The sequence below is a fragment of the Streptomyces sp. NBC_01190 genome, assembly GCF_045039895.1.
Classification (GTDB): domain Bacteria; phylum Actinomycetota; class Actinomycetes; order Streptomycetales; family Streptomycetaceae; genus Actinacidiphila.
On the sequence record NZ_CP108580.1, the window covers coordinates 2,780,014 to 2,797,479 of the forward strand.

8 protein-coding genes and 1 pseudogene are annotated in these 17,466 nt (G+C 74.3%); 5 read left to right on the forward strand and 4 right to left on the reverse strand.

Annotated elements, in window-relative coordinates; translation table 11 throughout:
• From OG519_RS11655 to OG519_RS11670, 4 genes and pseudogenes are all read right to left on the reverse strand, one after another.
• On the reverse strand, positions 1 to 945 hold the full coding sequence (locus tag OG519_RS11655) for a hypothetical protein (RefSeq protein ID WP_405582208.1): 945 nt from the start codon (positions 943 to 945) through the stop codon (positions 1 to 3).
• 252 nt (positions 946 to 1,197) lie between these two features.
• Positions 1,198 to 2,316, reverse strand: a complete 1,119-nt coding sequence (gene prfB, locus OG519_RS11660) for a peptide chain release factor 2 (RefSeq protein ID WP_405582210.1) — start codon at positions 2,314 to 2,316, stop codon at positions 1,198 to 1,200.
• 1,605 nt (positions 2,317 to 3,921) lie between these two features.
• Positions 3,922 to 4,980: pseudogene (locus OG519_RS11665) on the reverse strand (serine/threonine-protein kinase); the annotation flags it as partial.
• Positions 4,981 to 5,322: 342 nt separating this feature from the next.
• On the reverse strand, positions 5,323 to 7,167 hold the full coding sequence (locus OG519_RS11670) for a protein kinase domain-containing protein (RefSeq protein ID WP_405582212.1): 1,845 nt from the start codon (positions 7,165 to 7,167) through the stop codon (positions 5,323 to 5,325).
• A 437-nt stretch (positions 7,168 to 7,604) separates the two neighbouring features.
• Here OG519_RS11670 and OG519_RS11675 point away from each other — a divergent pair, with 437 nt between their 5' ends.
• The 5 genes from OG519_RS11675 (at position 7,605) to OG519_RS11695 (ending at position 17,465) form a co-directional block, all read left to right on the forward strand.
• Complete coding sequence (locus OG519_RS11675) at positions 7,605 to 11,258, forward strand: FtsK/SpoIIIE domain-containing protein (protein ID WP_405582214.1); 3,654 nt, start codon at positions 7,605 to 7,607, stop codon at positions 11,256 to 11,258.
• Positions 11,259 to 11,462: 204 nt separating this feature from the next.
• Positions 11,463 to 12,845, forward strand: coding sequence for an ABC transporter substrate-binding protein (locus tag OG519_RS11680; RefSeq protein ID WP_405582217.1), 1,383 nt, complete (start codon positions 11,463 to 11,465; stop codon positions 12,843 to 12,845).
• Between the two features lie 7 nt (positions 12,846 to 12,852).
• Positions 12,853 to 14,253 (forward strand): carbohydrate ABC transporter permease, encoded by a 1,401-nt coding sequence (locus OG519_RS11685; RefSeq protein WP_405582219.1) that lies wholly within the window; start codon positions 12,853 to 12,855, stop codon positions 14,251 to 14,253.
• Complete coding sequence (locus tag OG519_RS11690) at positions 14,250 to 15,236, forward strand: carbohydrate ABC transporter permease (RefSeq protein WP_405582221.1); 987 nt, start codon at positions 14,250 to 14,252, stop codon at positions 15,234 to 15,236. The genes OG519_RS11685 and OG519_RS11690 overlap by 4 nt, the downstream gene beginning before the upstream one ends.
• 228 nt (positions 15,237 to 15,464) lie before the next feature.
• Entirely contained in the window at positions 15,465 to 17,465 is a 2,001-nt protein-coding gene (locus OG519_RS11695) for a hypothetical protein (RefSeq protein WP_405582224.1), read from the forward strand.
• The last annotated feature ends 1 nt before the right edge of the window (position 17,466 follow it).

Consider the following 17,466-nt stretch of genomic DNA (forward strand, 5'->3'; position numbering starts at 1 on the left):
TCAGGCGGCGTCGTTCCGGCCGACCAGGCGCGGGGAGAGGCGGAAGCCGACACCGCCCGCGATCAGGGTGGCGGCGCCGAGGACGAGGTAAGTGGTGCCGCTGGAGCCGGTCTCGGCGAGCTGGCTCGTGGTCGCGCCCTGCGGCACCTGCTGGACGTTGTCCGCGCCCGGCTGGTTGTTCCCGCAGTCGACGCTGTCCCCGGTCAGGGTGCAGGTGTTGCCGTTCCCACCACTGGTGGACGAGCCGCCCGTGGTGGCCGAACCGCCGGTCGTGCTGGAGCCGCCCGTGGTGGCGGACCCGCCGGTGGTCGAGGACCCGCCGGTCGTGGCCGAGCCGCCCGTGGTGGTCGTGCCGCCGGTGGTCGTGCCACCCGTGGTGTCGGTGCCGCCGGTCGTGGTGGTCCCGCCGGTGGTGGTGTCGCCACCCGTGGTGTCGCCGGCAGTGGAGCCGCCGGTCGTGTCACCACCGGTCGTGTCGCCGGCCGTGGAGCCGCCAGTGGTGTCGCCACCGGTCGTGTCGCCCGCGGTGGTCCCACCGTTCGTCGTGTCACCACCGGTCGTGTCCCCGGCCGTGGAGCCGCCGGTCGTGTCACCACCCGTGGTGTCACCCGCGGTGGTGCCGCCGGCCGTCGTGTCGCCACCGGTCGTGTCGCCCGCGGTGGCTCCGCCGGCGGTGGTGTCGCCACCCGTGGTGTCGCCACCCGTGGTGTCCCCGGCCGTGGAGCCGCCGGTCGTGTCACCACCCGTGGTGTCGCCGCCGGTGGTGACCCCCGAGGTGACACCGGTGGTCGTGCCCTCGGTGTCGTCGAGAGCCTGGATCTGGACGTGGCCATTGCTGGTTGTGGCTGCCTGAGCCGCGCCCACGACCGTCAGGGAGACGCCGGTCGCGACGAGGGCGGCAGCGGCTATACGGGTTACGCGCAGCCGTGTGTTGCGCTTGCTCATGAGTCAAGTACCCCCAGTAGATGTCTGCTTGCGGCTGCGCGGCCCAGGGAGGAGTTCGGTGCCGTCAGAGGACCGCTTGCGCTCGTCCCCCGTGCGCTCACGCCTCAATAGTGCGCATGCCGCGCAACACCCTTGTGGGTTACCAGGGGCCCGTCAAGCTCGATTGGCGAACTATGCGCGAATTGCCCCTGTGTGCACGGGTGTTCGCTACATCACTGTGACATCGGACATGTACAAGGGCTGACGAACAGGCTACGCGGCAGTCTTCTCACGGGACTTGCGCCAGCGGATCCCGGCCTCGATGAAGCCGTCGATGTCGCCGTCCAGGACACCCTGGGGGTTGCCGACCTCGTGGTCGGTGCGGAGGTCCTTGACCATCTGGTACGGGTGCAGGACGTACGAACGCATCTGGTTGCCCCAGGAGTTGCCGCCGTCGCTCTTGCCGAGGGAGTCCATGAGGGCCTGCTCCTCCTGGCGGCGCCGCTCCAGCAGCTTGGCCTGGAGGACGTTCATCGCGCTCGCCTTGTTCTGGATCTGCGAGCGCTCGTTCTGACAGGAGACGACGATGCCGGTGGGCAGGTGGGTGATGCGCACGGCCGAGTCGGTGGTGTTGACGCCCTGGCCGCCGGGGCCGGACGCGCGGTACACGTCGACCCGGAGCTCGGACTCGTCGATCTCGACGTGGTCGGACTGCTCCACCACCGGCAGCACCTCGACGCCGGCGAAGGAGGTCTGGCGGCGGCCCTGGTTGTCGAAGGGCGAGATCCGCACCAGGCGGTGGGTGCCCTGCTCGACGGAGAGGGTGCCGTAGGCGTAGGGCGCCTTGACCACGAAGGTGGTGGACTTGATGCCCGCCTCCTCCGCGTACGACGTCTCGTAGACCTCGGTGGAGTAACCGTGCCGCTCGGCCCAGCGCAGGTACATCCGCTGGAGCTGCTCGGCGAAGTCGGCCGCGTCCACGCCGCCCGCCTCGGCCCGGATGTTGACCAGGGCCTCCCGGGCGTCGTACTCGCCGGAGAGCAGGGTGCGGACCTCCATCTCGTCCAGCGCCTTGTGCACGGCCTCCAGCTCGGCCTCGGCCTCGACGCGGGTGTCCGCGTCGTCCTCGGCCTCGGCCAGTTCGAAGAGGACGGACAGGTCGTCGATCCGGCCGCGCAGGGCCTCGACCTTGCGCAGCTCGGCCTGGAGGTGGGAGAGGCGGCTGGTGATCTTCTGCGCGCTCTCCGGGTCGTCCCACAGGGACGGGACCGCGGCCTGCTCCTCGAGCGCGGCGATGTCGGCCCGCATCCGGTCGAGGTCGAGGACGGCCTCGATCGACCCCATGGTCGAGGACAGGGACTTCAGTTCTTCGGATACATCGACGATCGCCACGCGTCCAGCCTACCGGCTGGTCGCGCGAACCCGGCTCGGCCGGCGACTCCATCCGCACGCGGGCGCCCCTCGCGCCGTGCGGCCCGCTGAAGGGGCACGAGGAACTGCGCGCTCAGCCGCGACGCTGCCGCGGGTCGTCACCGACCCAAAGGGGCTGTTCCTGCCGCATCCGGCCCACCGGCCCGGTGGGTGGTTGCTCGCGCAGTTCCCCGCGCCCCTGATGGTTGCCGCCGAGCACCAGGGCACCCCCTGATGGGCGCCGCCCTCACCTCCGTGGGAGGCGCCACGCCCCAAAGGGGCGCGAGGAACTGCGCGACCAGCCACGACGCACCCGCAGGTCGTCACCGACCCAAAGGGGCTGTTCCTGCCGCATCCGGCCCACCGGCCCGGTGGCCGGTTCCCCGCACCCCCGGTGGGCGCCGGTCAGGCGGAAGCCGCGGTGGCCCGCACCAGCGTGCCCGCCGGGGTCCGGCTGTAGAGCTGGAGCGTGCGATCGGTGGCCGCCGCGGCCACCGGTCCCGTACCGCCGCCGGACGGCAGGGCGGTCGCGGGTCCGGCGCCCGCGGACTGGGCGCCCCCGGCGAAGACGTAGAGGCGGTCCCCGGCGGCCAGCGCCTCGGGGCGGCGTCCTGCCGCGTCCAGGCCCTGGACCACGGAGGAGGGCCGCCACGCGCCGCCGGAGTACGGCAGCCACAGCACCGCCCCGTCGGCCTTGCGCACGACAAAGGCGTCCAGGGTGCCCGCGGTGGGCGAGACCAGCGCGGGGGCGGCGGTGATCCGGCCCGCGGTGGGCACGAGCGCCCAGGCGTTCCAGCGGCCGTCCACCAGGGAGGCGGTGACGAGGTCGCCGCCGGCCCGGCCCACCAGGTCGATCCGTCCCGGCGCGGAGGAGGCGGCGGCCGGGGCGGCGTCGAAGTGGGTGCGCTCGTCCACCTGGGACCAGTCGTTCCAGTAGCCGCCGGCGAGGGTGCGGCGGTAGAGGAGTCCGTCGGTGCCGAGTGCGAAGAGGTCGATCCGGCCGGCCTTGGCCGAGGCCACCGCGGGGTCGTCCTCGGTGCTTATTCCGGTCAACTTCTGCCACGGACCGTAGCCGGAGCCGCCCCGGACGACGTACCAGACGTTCTTGTCGGCGCCCCGCGCGAAGACGTAGGTGGCTCCGTTCACGACCACGGCCCGGGGCCCGCCGGTCAGCCGGACCACCGGGGCCGGCACATCGTGGAAGGACGACCACTGCGGCAGGGCGACCGGCTCGCCGGTGCGGCCCTGCGGCGAGGGGGCACCCGCGGTGGGGGCGTTCAGGATGGTGGCCGCGCTGGTCGGCGGGGTCGTGGTCGGCGGGGCGGACGGGGGCGTGTCGTCGCGGGAGGTGCCGGAGTCGCCGCCGCCGGAGCCCGCGGCCGCGATGCCCCAGCCGCCGATCCCGGCCACCGCGAGGGCGGCGGCAGCGGCCGCGGCGACCTTGATCCGGCGCTGACGCAGCGCGTCGGACACCGCCCGGTGGCGGGGGCTGGCGGGGCGGTCGGGCGCGGAGGCCCGCGCGGCGCCCTTGCCCGCGGCGTTTCCCGATCCCTTGGCCGCGCCCTTGCCCGAGGCCCGGCCGGCCGCCGCCAGCTCGTCTGCGGTGGGCAGCTTGATGCTGGTGTGCGTGTCACGGCTGGAGTCGGGGGCGGCGCCGCGCACCAGCGGTACGGCGGCGCGCCTGCGGTCGGCGCCGGCCGGCGCGCCGGTGCCGGGGCCGTGGCCCGGCGCGTAGGGCGATTCGAGGAGGTCGTCATCGCCGTACGGGGTCTCGGCGGCGGTCCCGTCGGCCCCGGGGGCGGCCACCTCCAGGGCGGGCGCCCCGGCGAGGGAGGGCAGCATCCCGCGCAGCCGGCCCCCCAGCTCGCCGGCGGTGAGGCGCGAGGCGGGCGCCTTGGCCAGACACTGGGCGAGCACCTGCCACAGCTCGTCGGCCAGTCCCGGCAGCGGCTGTACGGTCTCGGTCACGTGCCGGCGGAGCACCGCGCCGGGGTGGCCGCCGCCGAACGGGGTGAAGCCGGCCAGGAGTTCGTAGAGCACCGTGGCGAGGGCGTAGATGTCGACCGACGCGCGGGGCGGCAGGCCCTCGATGATCTCGGGGGCGAGGTAGTCGGGGGTGCCGATGATCCGGGTGGCGCGGGTGCGGCGCGGGGAGTCGACCAGCCGGGCGATGCCGAAGTCGGTGAGCAGGGCGGGCGGGGCGCCGCCGGGACCGGCCGGGGCCGCCGAGTCGAGCAGCACGTTCTCCGGCTTGACGTCGCGGTGGACCACGCCGGCCGCGTGCGCGGCGGCGAGCCCGTCGGCGACGTCGGCGGCGATCGCGACCGCCGCCTCGGGAGTCAGCCGGCGCTCGCGTTCGAGCCGGGAGCGCAGGTCGGTGCCCCGGACCAGGTCCATCACGAGCGCCAGGTCGGTGCCGTCCACGACGAGGTCGCGGATGCCGACGATGTGCGGGTCGTCGAGGGAGAGCAGCGCGGTGCGCTCCTGGACGAAGCGGCCGACGAGATCCTGGTCGGAGGCCAGGTCTTCGCGCAGCAGCTTGATCGCGACCGGCCCCTCGGGGCCCTCGCCGAGCCACACCGTGCCGGCGGACCCCCGCCCGAGCACCTGGTGTGCGGTGTACCGGCTGCCGATCTTCCTTGCCAAGGCTGCTCCGACTCCTCCGAAGGTCCGTCGCGTTGGCGACAAAACTACGCGGGTCAGCGGGTGTTCGGGGTACGGGCGGGCGGTCGGGAGGCGTATCGGTGGAGAAATCACCCTCCGGAAGTCGATATATCGCCAACCTCGGCTGTCCGCCGGGCAGTTGCTCACCGCCCCGCGGGGCGGCCCGGCGGTCGGCCGGTGACCGGTCGGGGGCCCGCCGCCGCCCGGGCGGTCGCCGGTCCGGAGACCCGCCGGTCGCGGGCAACCCCGAACCGGGTCAGGTCAGTTCCGGTCACGTCAGATCACTTCAGGTCAGATACAGGTCGGATCCGGGGCGGGCCCCGATCAGTTCCGGCCGGAACCGCCGCCCGAATCACCGGTGATCGCCGAGAGCTTGTCCCAGATCGTGCTCACCCAGTCCGAGGACGCGTCCCAGAGGTTCTGGGTGCTGTTCACCCAGTCGGGCAGCGGCGTCGTGTACCAGATCAGCACAAAGATCACCACGAGGACGAGGATCACCACCAGGCAGCCCTTGAGGCAGCCGAGGCCGGGGATCTTCACCGGGTTGGCGCTGCGGCCGCGCGGCTCGCGGCCCCTGGGCGCCTCGGGCGCCGGCGGCCGCGGGTCGGCGGCGGGCGGCCGGGAGCGCTGCTGCCGCGGTGGCGGCTCGTAGCGTTGCTGGGGCTGCGGCTGATGGCCGGCCGGGGTGGGGCGCCGCTGCTGCTGGCCGCCCTGCTGCGGATAGCCGTAGCCCTGGCCCTGCTGGCCGTGACCCTGCTGGCCGTGCTGGCCCTGCTGGCCCTGCTGACCCTGCTGGCCTTGGCGCCCCTGCTGTCCGTACTGCCCCTGGCCTGGCCCGCCCTGCCGCCCCTGACCGCCCTGCTGCGGATACTGCTGCTGGCCGCCGTACACCTGCTGCCCGTACGGCTGCTGCGGTGGCTGGCCCGGCTGGCGGCGCGGCCGGCGCCGCAGCGGGTCCTGGTCCGGCGGCAACTGCTGCTGGAGTTCGGTCTGCTCGTTGCGCTGCCGGGCCGCGCTGAGCTGGGACTCCCACGGATGCGGGCCCTGCGGCGGCTGGGGCGCGGCCTCAGGGGTCGGCGGCAGCAGCCGGGTCCCGTCGGGGGCGTGGCCCGGGGCGCCGGAGCGGGAGTCGGACGGCATGACGCGGGTGGCCGCGTTGGGATCGAAGGCGCCGGCCGCCGAGCCCGAGGGCAGCACCTGGGTGGGTTCCGCGTCGCCGCCGCCCGGTCCGTCGGCCGTGCCGGGGACGAGCGTCGGCGTCGGGTCGGGCGCGAGCAGCGCGCCGACCGCGTAGGCCGTCTCGACCTGGGCGGGACTGGCGTGCACGCCCACGCCGGCGGCGACCACCCGCAGCGCGCGGGCCAGGTTCACCGCGCTGGGCCGCTGGGCGGGCTCCTTGCGCAGGCAGCGTTCGATGACCGTCCACAGCGGCTCGGGGACGTTCCCGGGGCGCTCGGGTGTGTCGTTGAGGTGGTGGTGCAGCACCTCGATCGCGCTGTCGCCGCGGAACGGCGGCCGACCGGTGACCAGCTCGTACAGCATGATCCCCGCGCCGTAGACGTCGACCGCGGAGGTCTGCGGGCGCCCTTGCGCCGACTCGGGCGCGACATAGGCCGGGGTGCCGACGAACTCGTGGGTGCGGGTGACGCCGGGGGAGTCGGCGAGCCGCGCGATGCCGAAGTCGGTGAGCATCGGGTGCATCCGCTCGGCGCCGTCCTCGCCGGTGACGGTGGCGAGCAGCACGTTGGCGGGTTTCAGGTCGCGGTGGACGACCCCGTCGGCGTGGCTGGCGGCGAGCGCGTCGGCGACGGCGGCGGTGAGCAGGGCGGCGCCGACCGGAGACAGGGGCCCGTTGTCCCGCAGATAGCGGTGCAGGTCGGGGCCGTCGATCAGGTCCATCACCAGGGCGAGCAGATCACCCTCGACCACCAGGTCGCGGACCCGCACGATGTGCGGGTGGCGCAGCCTGACCAGCACGGAGCGCTCGCGCAGGAAGCGCATCACCACATCCGGGTCGCCGGCCAGCTCTTCCTTGAGCACCTTGACCGCGACGGCCTCGCCGGGGACGACGGAGCCGTCCTCCGCGCGCACCCGGCCACGCCAGACGGTGCCTGTGGCGCCGCGTCCGAGCGGCTCCTCCAGGAGGTATTTGCTGCCTACCGGCCGCACGTCATGCGCTCCCTAGCTCCCAGTGGGCTCGTGATCCCCGTGGTGAAAAACCCGCCGTTTGACGGGCAGGTCCCGGCAAGAGTAGTGCCGTCCGGGGCCTACCGGTCGTGGTGGCACCGTGCGAACCTCGCCACCTCGGGCCCCGGCCGCCGCGTCACCGCGGTTTCCTTATGCCCGTAATTCCCTGGTAGGACGCGGTCGCGGAGTGCTTGGTTGCCCCCGGGCAGCCGGTCGTTTCCGGTACCGGAACCGCCGTGGGATGATCACCCATCGATCGGTCAAGATCACTGGGGACGGGAGCGGGAACGGACTGTCGGTGCCGGGTGGCAGGATGCATCCGTACACCGGGGATTACGTCGACGCGCCCGTGCGCGACCGGGGAGGGACCTCCGCTCCGGACGTGTGCCCGGGCCCGGGCAGAAGGGACCGCGGACCAGATGCAGATCCGGCTGACTGTCCTCGGGCCGCGCAGCGGCCGGGCCGCGCGTGCCTGGGACATGCTGATCACCGCGCCCGAGGGCACCGCGCTGAGCGCGGTGGCCGGGGCGCTGGCCTCCGCCGCCGGATCGGGGCAGCCGGGGGGCCGCTCAGGCGGTTCCTCCGTGGTGCTCTTCGCCGGCGCCCAGCGGCTCGCCCCCACCGCCGTCCTCGGGGTGCCGCCGCTGGTGGACGGCGCGCTGCTGTCCCTGCACGCCCCCGCCGAGCAGTACGGCGAGTCGGCGGGCCAGACCGACCACGGGCAGTACGGACGCTTCGGGCAGTACGGCAGGCCGCCGGCGGATCTCCCCCGGCTCCACGTGGTGGGCGGCCCGGACGCGGGCGGCGTCCATCTGCTGCCCGGCGGCCGGGCCAGGATCGGCCGCTCGGCCGACGCGGACGTCCCGCTGGACGACCCCGATGTCTCCCGGCTGCACTGCGAGGTCGCGGTCGGCGCGGACGGCGAGGTCACCGTGGCCGACCTCGGCTCCACCAACGGCACGACGCTGTCCGGCGCGGCGGTCGGGGACCACCCGGTGCCCTTCCCGCCGGGGGCGCTGCTGGGCATCGGCGAGTCCACGCTGCGGCTGGCGGCGGCGCACACCCCGGAGCCGCCGCCGCTGCCCTCGGTGCCAGACGCCGACGGCCATCTGCGGGTGGCGCTGCGGGAGGAGCCGTGGCCCCCGCCGGAGTACGGCGGACTCGGCTACGGACCGGAGGTCGGCGCCCGGTACGCGGAGTCGTACGCGGCGGACGACCTGTACGCGTCGGCCCCGGCCGTGAACTCCCGGGAGGCCGAGACCTTCGGGCGCGGCCTCCCGAGCCCGGACCGGCCGGGAGCGTCGGACACCCGGGATGCCGAGGGGCGGCGCCCCACCGGAGAGCGGTCGAGGCCCGGGCGCGGGGCCGCCCCGGAAGCGGACCGGCCGCGCGTCGTCGGGGCCATAGGGGCCTGGGCGAAGCGGCGGCTCGGCGGTGGCCGCGACACCGGTTACGGAGCGGGGGCCGGCGACGGCGGCGAGGCCGAGTCGCTGCGGGGCCGCTGGCCGGACCCGGCGGCCGTGCTGCTGACCGCGCTCGGGCCGGGCCGGCGCCTGTGGGAGCGGGGGCCGGGCCACCCCGACGCGCTGACGGTGCGGCTCGGCACCACCGAGCTGCCCTCGCAGGACGGCGCGCGGAAGCTGCCGGACGTGCCCTTCACGGTGGATCTGCGGGCACCGGGCTCCACCGCGCTCACCCTCGCGGGACCGCGCCCCCGGCTCGCCGGGCTGGCCCGCGCGGTGCTGGCCCAGTTGTGCGCGCTGCACTCCCCCGCCGCCCTGGAGATCGTGCTGATCAGCGCGGACCGGGCGCGGGCCGCGGACCAGCGCGCCGAGGAGTGGGCCTGGCTCAACTGGCTGCCGCAGCTACGCCCTTCGCACGGCCAGGACTGCCGGCTGCTGCTCGCCTTCGACCGTGACCAGGCCGAGGCCCGCCTCGCCGAGCTGGGCCGCCGGCTGGAGTCGGGTCCGCTCGGGCCGCGCTGGGCCACCGCCGCGCCCGACGCGGTCGCGGCGGCGACGGACGGGTACGAAGGGCCGTACACCGTGCTGGTCGTGGACGGCGACCCCGGCTCCGTACCGCTCCGGGAGAGCGCGGCCCGCCTCGCCGCCCAGGGGTCGGCGTCCGGCATACACGTACTGGCCCTCACGGAGACCGGCGACCGGCCGGTGGTCGGGACCGGGTTGGTGGCCCAGTTGGCCGGGGACGTGGCGACGACCCTTCATGTCACGCCCGTGGGCGGGCGGACGGGGACGGCGCACGGGGACGGCGGGCGGGGCGGCACGGCTGCTACGACGGAGGTGGGTCCCGCCGGGGCCGGTCCCGGCGAGGGGCATGGCGGGCGGCCGGCCGGCTTCCCGGGATCTGACGAGGCCGCCGCGCGGCCGGCCGGCGCTCCCGTCGGCCAGGCCCGGACCGTGGCCGATCCGGCCGTCCCCGGCGGGCAGTTCCCGGGCCGTACGCAGGCCGATCACGCCGGGCAGGCCGCCCTCTCCAGTCCGCCGGAGGGCGTCGTGGTGGACGCGGTGTCCGCCGCGTGGGCCGAGCACTTCGCGCGGGCCCTGGCGCCGCTGCGGGAGGCCGACGCCCAGGTGGGCGGCGGCCGGTCACGGCACGCGCTGCCGACCACCGTACGGCTGCTCGACGAGCTCGACCTGGCGCTGGCGACACCCGCGAAGGTCGGGGCGCGCTGGGCCGCGGCACCGGCGGCGGTCGCCTCGGCCGGGGCGGTGCTGGGCGTGGGCGCCGGCGGCCGGATCACCGTCGACCTGGTGGCGGAGGGGCCGCACGCCGTGGTGGGCGGCGCGCCGGGGGCCGGCAAGACGGAGCTGCTGCGGTCGATCGCGGCGGCGCTCGCGGCGGCCGAACGCCCGGGCCGGCTCGCCCTGGTGCTGGTGGACGGCGCCGGGCAGGAGCGCGGCGAGGGCCTCCAGGTCTGCGCCGACCTGCCGCACGTCTCCACCCATCTCGTCGCCTCCGACCCGGTCCGTATGCGGGAGTTCGCGCAGGCGCTGACCGCCGAGCTGAAACGGCGCGCGGAGGTGCTGGGCGGGCTGGAGTTCGGCGCCTGGCACGCCGAGCGGCACGCCGCGCCGGGGATCGCGGGGGCCCCGAGGACGCTGACGGAACCGGCGCCGCGGGGCGCCCCGGACGAGCGGGCGGCCACCGCCCAGGACGACCGCAAGACCGCCGCCCCCGACGCCGCCCGCTGGCCGGACATCCCCCGCCAGGAAGGCGCCGGCCGGCGCGACCTCACGGCTCAGGACCAGACCGTCCGGTCGGACACGCCCCACCAAGGCGCCGCGCCACAGTCCGGAACCGGCCGGCCCCGGCCCGCGGCCGAGCCGATCCCGGCGCTGCCCCGGCTCGTCGTCATCGTCGACGATTTCGACGCCCTGGTCGCGCCGGCCCTCGGCAGCCCGGGCCGCCCGGCGGCCGGAAGTGTCGTACGCGCGCTGGAGGCCGTCGCCCGTGACGGTGAACGGCTCGGTGTGCACCTGGTGTTCGCCACCGGGCGGCCGGAGCGGACGGCAGGCACCGAGGCGGACGAGCGGGCCCGGCTGCGGATCGCGCTGCGGATGGCCGATCCCGAGTCGGCCGCGCTGCTGGTCCATGTGGAGGATCCCGCGGGGCTCGACGACACGGTGCCGGGCCGGGGCTATCTGCGGCGCCCCGGCGGCGCGGTGACGGCGTTCCAGGCGGCCCGGGTCAGCGCCCGGATCCCCCGGACGGCGACGCTGCGGCCGACCGTCGTGGCGATCGAGTGGGAGCGGATGGGTGATCCGCCGGCCCGCCGCCAGGTGCGGGAACTGGGCAACGGGCCGACCGATCTGGCGCTGCTGGCCAGTGCGTTGGAGCGGGCCGCGGCCGAATCGGCTGCCTCCGCTGCGGAGTCGGCGCGTCCCGCGAACGCCGAGGACCCGGCACACCGTGCGAGCACCGAGGAGCCGGCAAACCGTGCGAACGCCGGAAACGCCGGAACCCCCGGGAACCCCGGGAACCCCGGGAACCCCGGGAACGCCGCGGAAGAAAGCACCCGCTCTCCCAATTCCCGGGCAACTCCTCTCATCTGAGCGGTAATCGGCTGGGCAAAAGGGCAACCCTGACACGCCATGTTTACGCCAAGATCACGGCATGGTCACGATCACTCGCGCGCTCCCCCACCCGCTCTTGCGGGCCCGTTCCGCCGGGCGTATCAACAGACGCCAACGGGACTGAGGGGATGACAAATGGCCATGTCATTAAGGAAAGTCACACGCACCAGCCCTGCCGACGGAATGAGCCGCGCGCGCACCACCCGGATAGCACTCGCCGTCGCGGCCGCCTCGGCGCTCGCCCTGACCACGGCCGCCTGCGGCGGTGGCGGCGACAAGAAGGACGACTCCAGCGGCTCGCCACCGGCGAGTTCGACCGCCACCTCGGCGGCCGGCTCCGGCGTGACGCTCCCCGATCTGCACGGCCAGAAGATCGAGGTGGCCGCCGTATGGACCGGCCCCGAGCAGCAGAACTTCCAGAAGGTGCTCGACGCCTTCGACAAGCTGACCGGCGCCAAGTCGACCTTCGTACCGACCGGCGACAGCCAGTCCACCTTCCTGGGCACGAAGATCGAGGGCGGCGCCCCGCCCGACGTCGCCTTCCTCGCCCAGAACGGCGTCCTGCACCAATTCGCCGACAAGGGATGGCTGAAACCGCTCGGCCCGCAGGCGCAGGCCCAGCTCAGCAAGAACTTCTCGCCGGGCTGGCAGAAACTCGGCGCCTGGAAGGGCAAGCAGTACGGCGTGTACGCCAAGGTCTCCAACAAGTCGATGATCTGGTACAACGCCGCGGCCTTCCAGAACGCGGGCGCGACCGTGCCCAAGACCTGGGCCGACTTCCTGAAGACCGCGGAAACCGTCTTCGAGTCGGGCACCCCGCCGGTATCGATCGGCGGCGCCGACGGCTGGACGCTCACCGACTGGTTCGAGAACATCTATCTCTCGCAGGCCGGACCGGATAACTACGACAAGCTGGCCGCGCACCAGATCAAATGGACCGACCCGACGGTGAAAACCGCGCTCACCACGCTGGGACAGCTCTTCGGCAAGAAGGACCTGATCGCCGGCGGCACCAGTGGCGCGCTCGCCGCGGACTTCCCGAAGTCCGTCACCACGGTCTTCACCGGCAACCCGCCCGGCGCGGCCATGGTCTACGAGGCCGACTTCGTCTCGGCCTTCATCAGCGCCAACACCAAGGCGAAGGTCGGCACCGACGCCAAGGAGTTCCCGTTCCCCGCGGTCGGCACCGGCAAGCCGCCGGTGGTCAGCGGCGGCGACGTGGGCGTGGCGCTCAAGGACAGCAAGGGCGCGCAGGCGCTGCTGACCTACATCGCCTCCACCGACGCGGCCAAGATCTGGGCGCAGGGCGGCGGTTACCTCTCGGCCAACAAGTCGCTCGATCTGTCCGCCTATCCGGACGACGTACAGCGCGACATCGCGAAGTCGCTGATCGCCTCGGGCGACGACTTCCGGTTCGACATGTCGGACCAGGCGCCGGCCGCCTTCGGCGGCACCAAGGGCCAGGGCGAGTGGAAGGACCTCCAGGACTTCCTCACCAAGCCCGGCGACGTCGCGGGCGCCCAGGCCAAGCTGGAAGCGGACGCGGCCAAGGCGTACGGGAGCTGAGGGCCGGATGGCTGACGCTTCCGTGCCGGAAGCGGGGGGCGGCATCACCGGCATCGCCGGTGTCGCCCCGGCCGCGCCGGGACCCCTCCAGGGCCCCGGCGCCGGCCGCCCCCGGCTTCGCAGCATCACCGGCACCCGCCCATGGATCGCCGTCGTCTTCCTGCTGCCCGCGCTGATCCTGCTGGGCGCGCTGGTGGCCTATCCGATCGGATTCACCGTCTACCGCAGCCTGTTCGACGCGGACGGCAGCGGCTTCGTCGGGCTGAAGAACTTCGGCACCGTCTTCACCGACCACGGCATCCTCACCGCGGTCCGCAACAACGTCATCTGGGTCGCGGTGGCCCCGACCGTGGCGACCGCGCTCGGCCTGGTCTTCGCGGTGCTGACCGAACGGGTCAGCTGGGGAACGGCGTTCAAGCTGGTCGTCTTCATGCCGATGGCCATCTCGATGCTGGCCGCCGGCATCATCTTCCGGCTGGTCTACGAACAGGACCCGTCCCAGGGGGTGGCCAACGCGGTGGTGGTGGCGGTGCACGACACCTTCACCGACAACGCGGCCTATCCGGGCGCCCGGCCGCGTCCCAACAGCGATCTGGTGCCGACGGCCGGCGGCTCGTTCACCTCCAAGTCGGCGGCGAGCACCGGCACGTCGGCGGACCTGCCGCTGGTCGGCATCCCGCAGAACAAGGTGCCGTCCGGCGCCCGCCAGGCGAAACCCGCCCCGCACCGCGCCGACGCGGTGACCGGCACCGTATGGCTGGACTTCCGGCCGGGCGGCACCGGAAAGCCGGGGGTGATCGACCCGGGCGAGAAGGCGCTGTCCGGGGTGAAGGTGGAGGCGGTCAAGGGCGGCAAGGTGATCGCCTCGGCCAAGTCGGGCAAGGACGGCACCTACGCACTGCCGGCCGACGCCGCCGGGGCCCGACTGCGGCTGCCCGCCTCGAACTTCTCCGGCAAGTACGGTGGCATCAACTGGCTCGGCCCCAGCCTGGTCACCCCGTCCATCATCGCCTCCTACATCTGGATGTGGGCGGGCTTCGCGATGGTGCTGATCGCGGCCGGTTTGGCCGGGGTGCCGCGCGAACTGCTGGAGCAGGCCCGGGTGGACGGCGCCGGCGAATGGCAGGTCTTCCGCCGGATCACGGTGCCGCTGCTGGCGCCGGTCCTGGTCGTGGTGATGGTGACGCTGATGATCAACGTGCTGAAGGTCTTCGACCTCGTGTACATCATCGCGCCCAGCGCCACCCAGTCCGACGCCAACGTGCTGGCGCTCCAGCTCTACCTGTCGTCGTTCGGCGGCGGTGACGACCAGGGCGTCGGCAGCGCGATCGGTGTGATCCTGCTGCTGCTCGTGCTGCCCGTCATGATCTTCAACATCCGGCGGCTGCGCAGAGAGGGGCGGCGATGAGCGCGGACGCGAGCGCGGCGGGGCCGAGGGACGCGGCGGTGGGCGGTCCGGCCGCCACGACGGCGGGCGGACCCGGGGGACCCACGGGGTCGGCCGGGTCGGCCGACCCGGCCAGGGCATCGGGCCGGCCGCGGCCGAGTCTCGGCGCCCGGCTGGCGGCCCGGTTGAGCGGCGGGGTGCTGCGGATCTTCCTGCTGGTGGTGGCGCTCTTCTGGCTGCTGCCGACGTTCGGGCTGCTGATCTCCAGCCTGCGCACCCCGACCGACATCTCGGCCAGCGGCTGGTGGAAGGTGTTCACCTCGCCGTCCCAGCTCACCGTCACCAACTACCGCACCCTGCTGGACAATCACGCGATCACCGACTCGTTGCTGAACACCGCGCTGATCACCGTGCCGGCGACCGTCCTGGTGGTGGTGATCGGCGCCCTGGCCGGTTACGCCTTCGCCTGGATGGACTTCCGCGGCCGGGACTGGTGGTTCATCGCGGTGGTGGCGATGCTGGTGGTGCCGGTCCAGGTGGCGCTGGTGCCGGTGGCCCGGCTCTTCGGGGACATCGGCATCTTCGGCGACATCATCGGGGTGGTGCTCTTCCACACCGCCTTCGGTCTGCCGTTCGCCATCTTCCTGCTGCGCAACTTCTTCGCCGAGATCCCGCGCGAGCTGCTGGAGGCGGCCCGGCTGGACGGCGCGGGCGAGCTGCGGCTGTTCACCCAGGTGGTCATGCCGCTGGGCGGCCCGGCCATCGCCTCGCTGGGCATCTTCCAGTTCCTGTGGGTGTGGAACGACATGCTGGTGGCGCTGATCTTCGCCGACAGCGGCTCCCAGCCGATCACGGTGGCGCTCCAGCAGCAGGTACGGCAGTTCGGCAACAACATCGACATCCTGGCGCCGGGCGCGTTCCTGTCGATGGTGATCCCGCTGATCGTGTTCTTCGCGTTCCAGCGGCAGTTCGTGTCCGGCGTGATGGCGGGCGCGGTGAAGTAGCGGGCCACGGTGTCCGGCGCGGGGGCCTGCGGGGCGCCGGTGCTGGTGCCGGCGCTGGTGCCGGCGGGGTGCCGGTGTGTGGCGTGGGGAGCGGGCGGGGCGCCGAGCGGGCGCCCCGCCCGTTCCCCCATCCGGCCGTAGGGGCCCCGGCTCGTCCGCGTGGCGGCCCGGTCGGCGAACGACTCCTTGGCAGGCTCGGCGACCAGGACGCCAGAACCCGGAGTTGTCATGACATCGCATGAGCTGATCCCCGCGTCGGCGCCTCGCCCACCCACCGAGCAGGCCGGGCAGACCGAGCAGGCCGGCCGAACCGGGCAGCCAACGCGGGGCGGCCGGGGCGGTCGGGCTGGCCGGGGTGACGGCACCGGTCCGGGTCACCGGCGGGCCGGCCGGCGGTGGGTGCGCGAGGCGGTGGTCCTCGGCGGCCCGGCGCTGGTCGCGGTCGCGCTCGGCTGGACCCACCGGTGGGTCGGCGACGACGGCATGATCTACGCCCGCACCGTCCGCCAGCTCCTCGCCGGGCACGGCCCCGTCTTCAATGTCGGCGAACGCGCCGAGGCGTCCACCGGCACGCTGTGGCAGTGGCTGATCGCGGGCGGCGGCTACCTCTCCGGCGCCGACCCCTCGGTGGTCGCCGTCGGTCTCGGCCTCCTGCTCACCGGCATGGGCTACGTGCTGGCCGTCGCCGCGGCCCGCAAGGCCGTACGGCCGCTGTCGGCGGCGCCGCTCCTGCCGCTCGGCATGCTGGTCCTCCTCGCCGTCAAGGCCGACTGGGACTACACCACCTCGGGCCTGGAAAACGGCCTGACCACCGGCTGGATCGCCGGGTCCTGGTGGCTCCTGGTGAGCGCCCGCCGCCCCGGGGACGACCGCCCCCGCGGCAGGCACCGCGGCGGACACCGCGCCCGAGCGGACCGCACGTTCCGGGGCCGCCGGTCCGACCGTACGACCAGCGGCGGCCGGTTCCGCCGTACGCGCCAGGTCGCTGCCGCCGCCCCCGGTCACCGGGGCGACCTCCGCCCCGGTGACCACGCCGCCGCCTTCGTGATCGGGCTCGGACCGCTCGTCCGGCCGGACCTCGCCCTGGTCACCCTGGTCTTCCTGGCGACGCTGGGATGGATGCTGCGGCCGGGGGCCTTCGGGGCGCTGCGGATGCTGGGGGCCGCTTGCGCGCTGCCGCTGGCGTACGAGGTGTTCCGCGCCGGGTACTACGGGGTGCTCGTCCCCCTTCCGGGCCTCACCAAGGAGGCGTCGGACGCGGTATGGACGCGCGGCCTGGCGTATCTCGGCAACTTCGCCGACCCCTACCGGCTGTGGGCCCCGCTGCTCCTGCTGGCCACCCTTGCCGCCTTCGGGCGGTGCCGGCCGGCGATGCGCCCGGAGCTGCTGGCGCCGCCGATCGCCGGACTGCTGTCCTGGCTGTACGTGTGCCGGGTAGGCGGCGACTTCATGCACGGCCGGCTGCTGGTCCCCGGCCTGTTGCTGCTGATGCTGCCGGTGTGCGCGGTGCCGCTGTCCCGCCCGGTCGGTGTGGTCGCGGGCGCGCTGGTGGTGTGGGCGGTGTGCTGCGCGCTGCTGTGGCGGCCGGTCTCGTCGACCGGCAATCCGTATCTGATCCTCGACGAACAGCGCGGGTACGCGGCCTTCACCCACGACCCGCATCCGATCAGCGAGGCCGTCCACGCCCGTCGGCGCAAACCGTTCCTGCCCGCCGTACGGGCGGCCGAGGCATCCGAGGCATCCGGCCGGCCGACGCTGCTGCTGGTCGTCTCGGGCGACCGCCGGATCGTGTCGCTGCCGCTCGCCCACCGCTTCGGCCACCGGACGGCGGGCTCGTACGAACTGCTCGGCTACAACGGCATCGTGATGCCGCTGCGGGACACCTCGGTGGACCCGCTCGGGCTCGCCTATCCGCTGGCCGCCCACCAGGGGCGCGCCGCCCGTCGTACGGCGGGCCGTTCCGGCCATGAGAAACCGCTGGACCCCGCCTGGATCATGGCCGACTACACCGACCCCGGCACCCCGGTGCCGCGCGGCGTCGACCCCGCCCGGGTGCTGGCCGCCCGCCACGCCCTGACCTGCGGGCCGCTCGCCGAACTCCAGTCCTCCGTCCGCGCCCCCCTCACCCCGGGCCGCTTCCTCGACAACCTGCTGGGCGCCTGGACCCGCACCGCCTTCCGCTACCCGGACGACCCCCGCCACGCCGAACGCGCCCTCTGCCACGACTGAG

Bases quoted from the DNA above. Each gene is read 5' to 3' on its own strand.
- OG519_RS11655 (WP_405582208.1), bottom strand. From the start codon at position 945: ATGAGCAAGCGCAACACACGGCTGCGCGTAACCCGTATAGCCGCTGCC.
- OG519_RS11675 (WP_405582214.1), top strand. From the start codon at position 7,605: ATGCAGATCCGGCTGACTGTCCTCGGGCCGCGCAGCGGCCGGGCCGCG.
- OG519_RS11680 (WP_405582217.1), top strand. From the start codon at position 11,463: ATGAGCCGCGCGCGCACCACCCGGATAGCACTCGCCGTCGCGGCCGCC.
- OG519_RS11685 (WP_405582219.1), top strand. From the start codon at position 12,853: ATGGCTGACGCTTCCGTGCCGGAAGCGGGGGGCGGCATCACCGGCATC.
- OG519_RS11690 (WP_405582221.1), top strand. From the start codon at position 14,250: ATGAGCGCGGACGCGAGCGCGGCGGGGCCGAGGGACGCGGCGGTGGGC.
- OG519_RS11695 (WP_405582224.1), top strand. From the start codon at position 15,465: ATGACATCGCATGAGCTGATCCCCGCGTCGGCGCCTCGCCCACCCACC.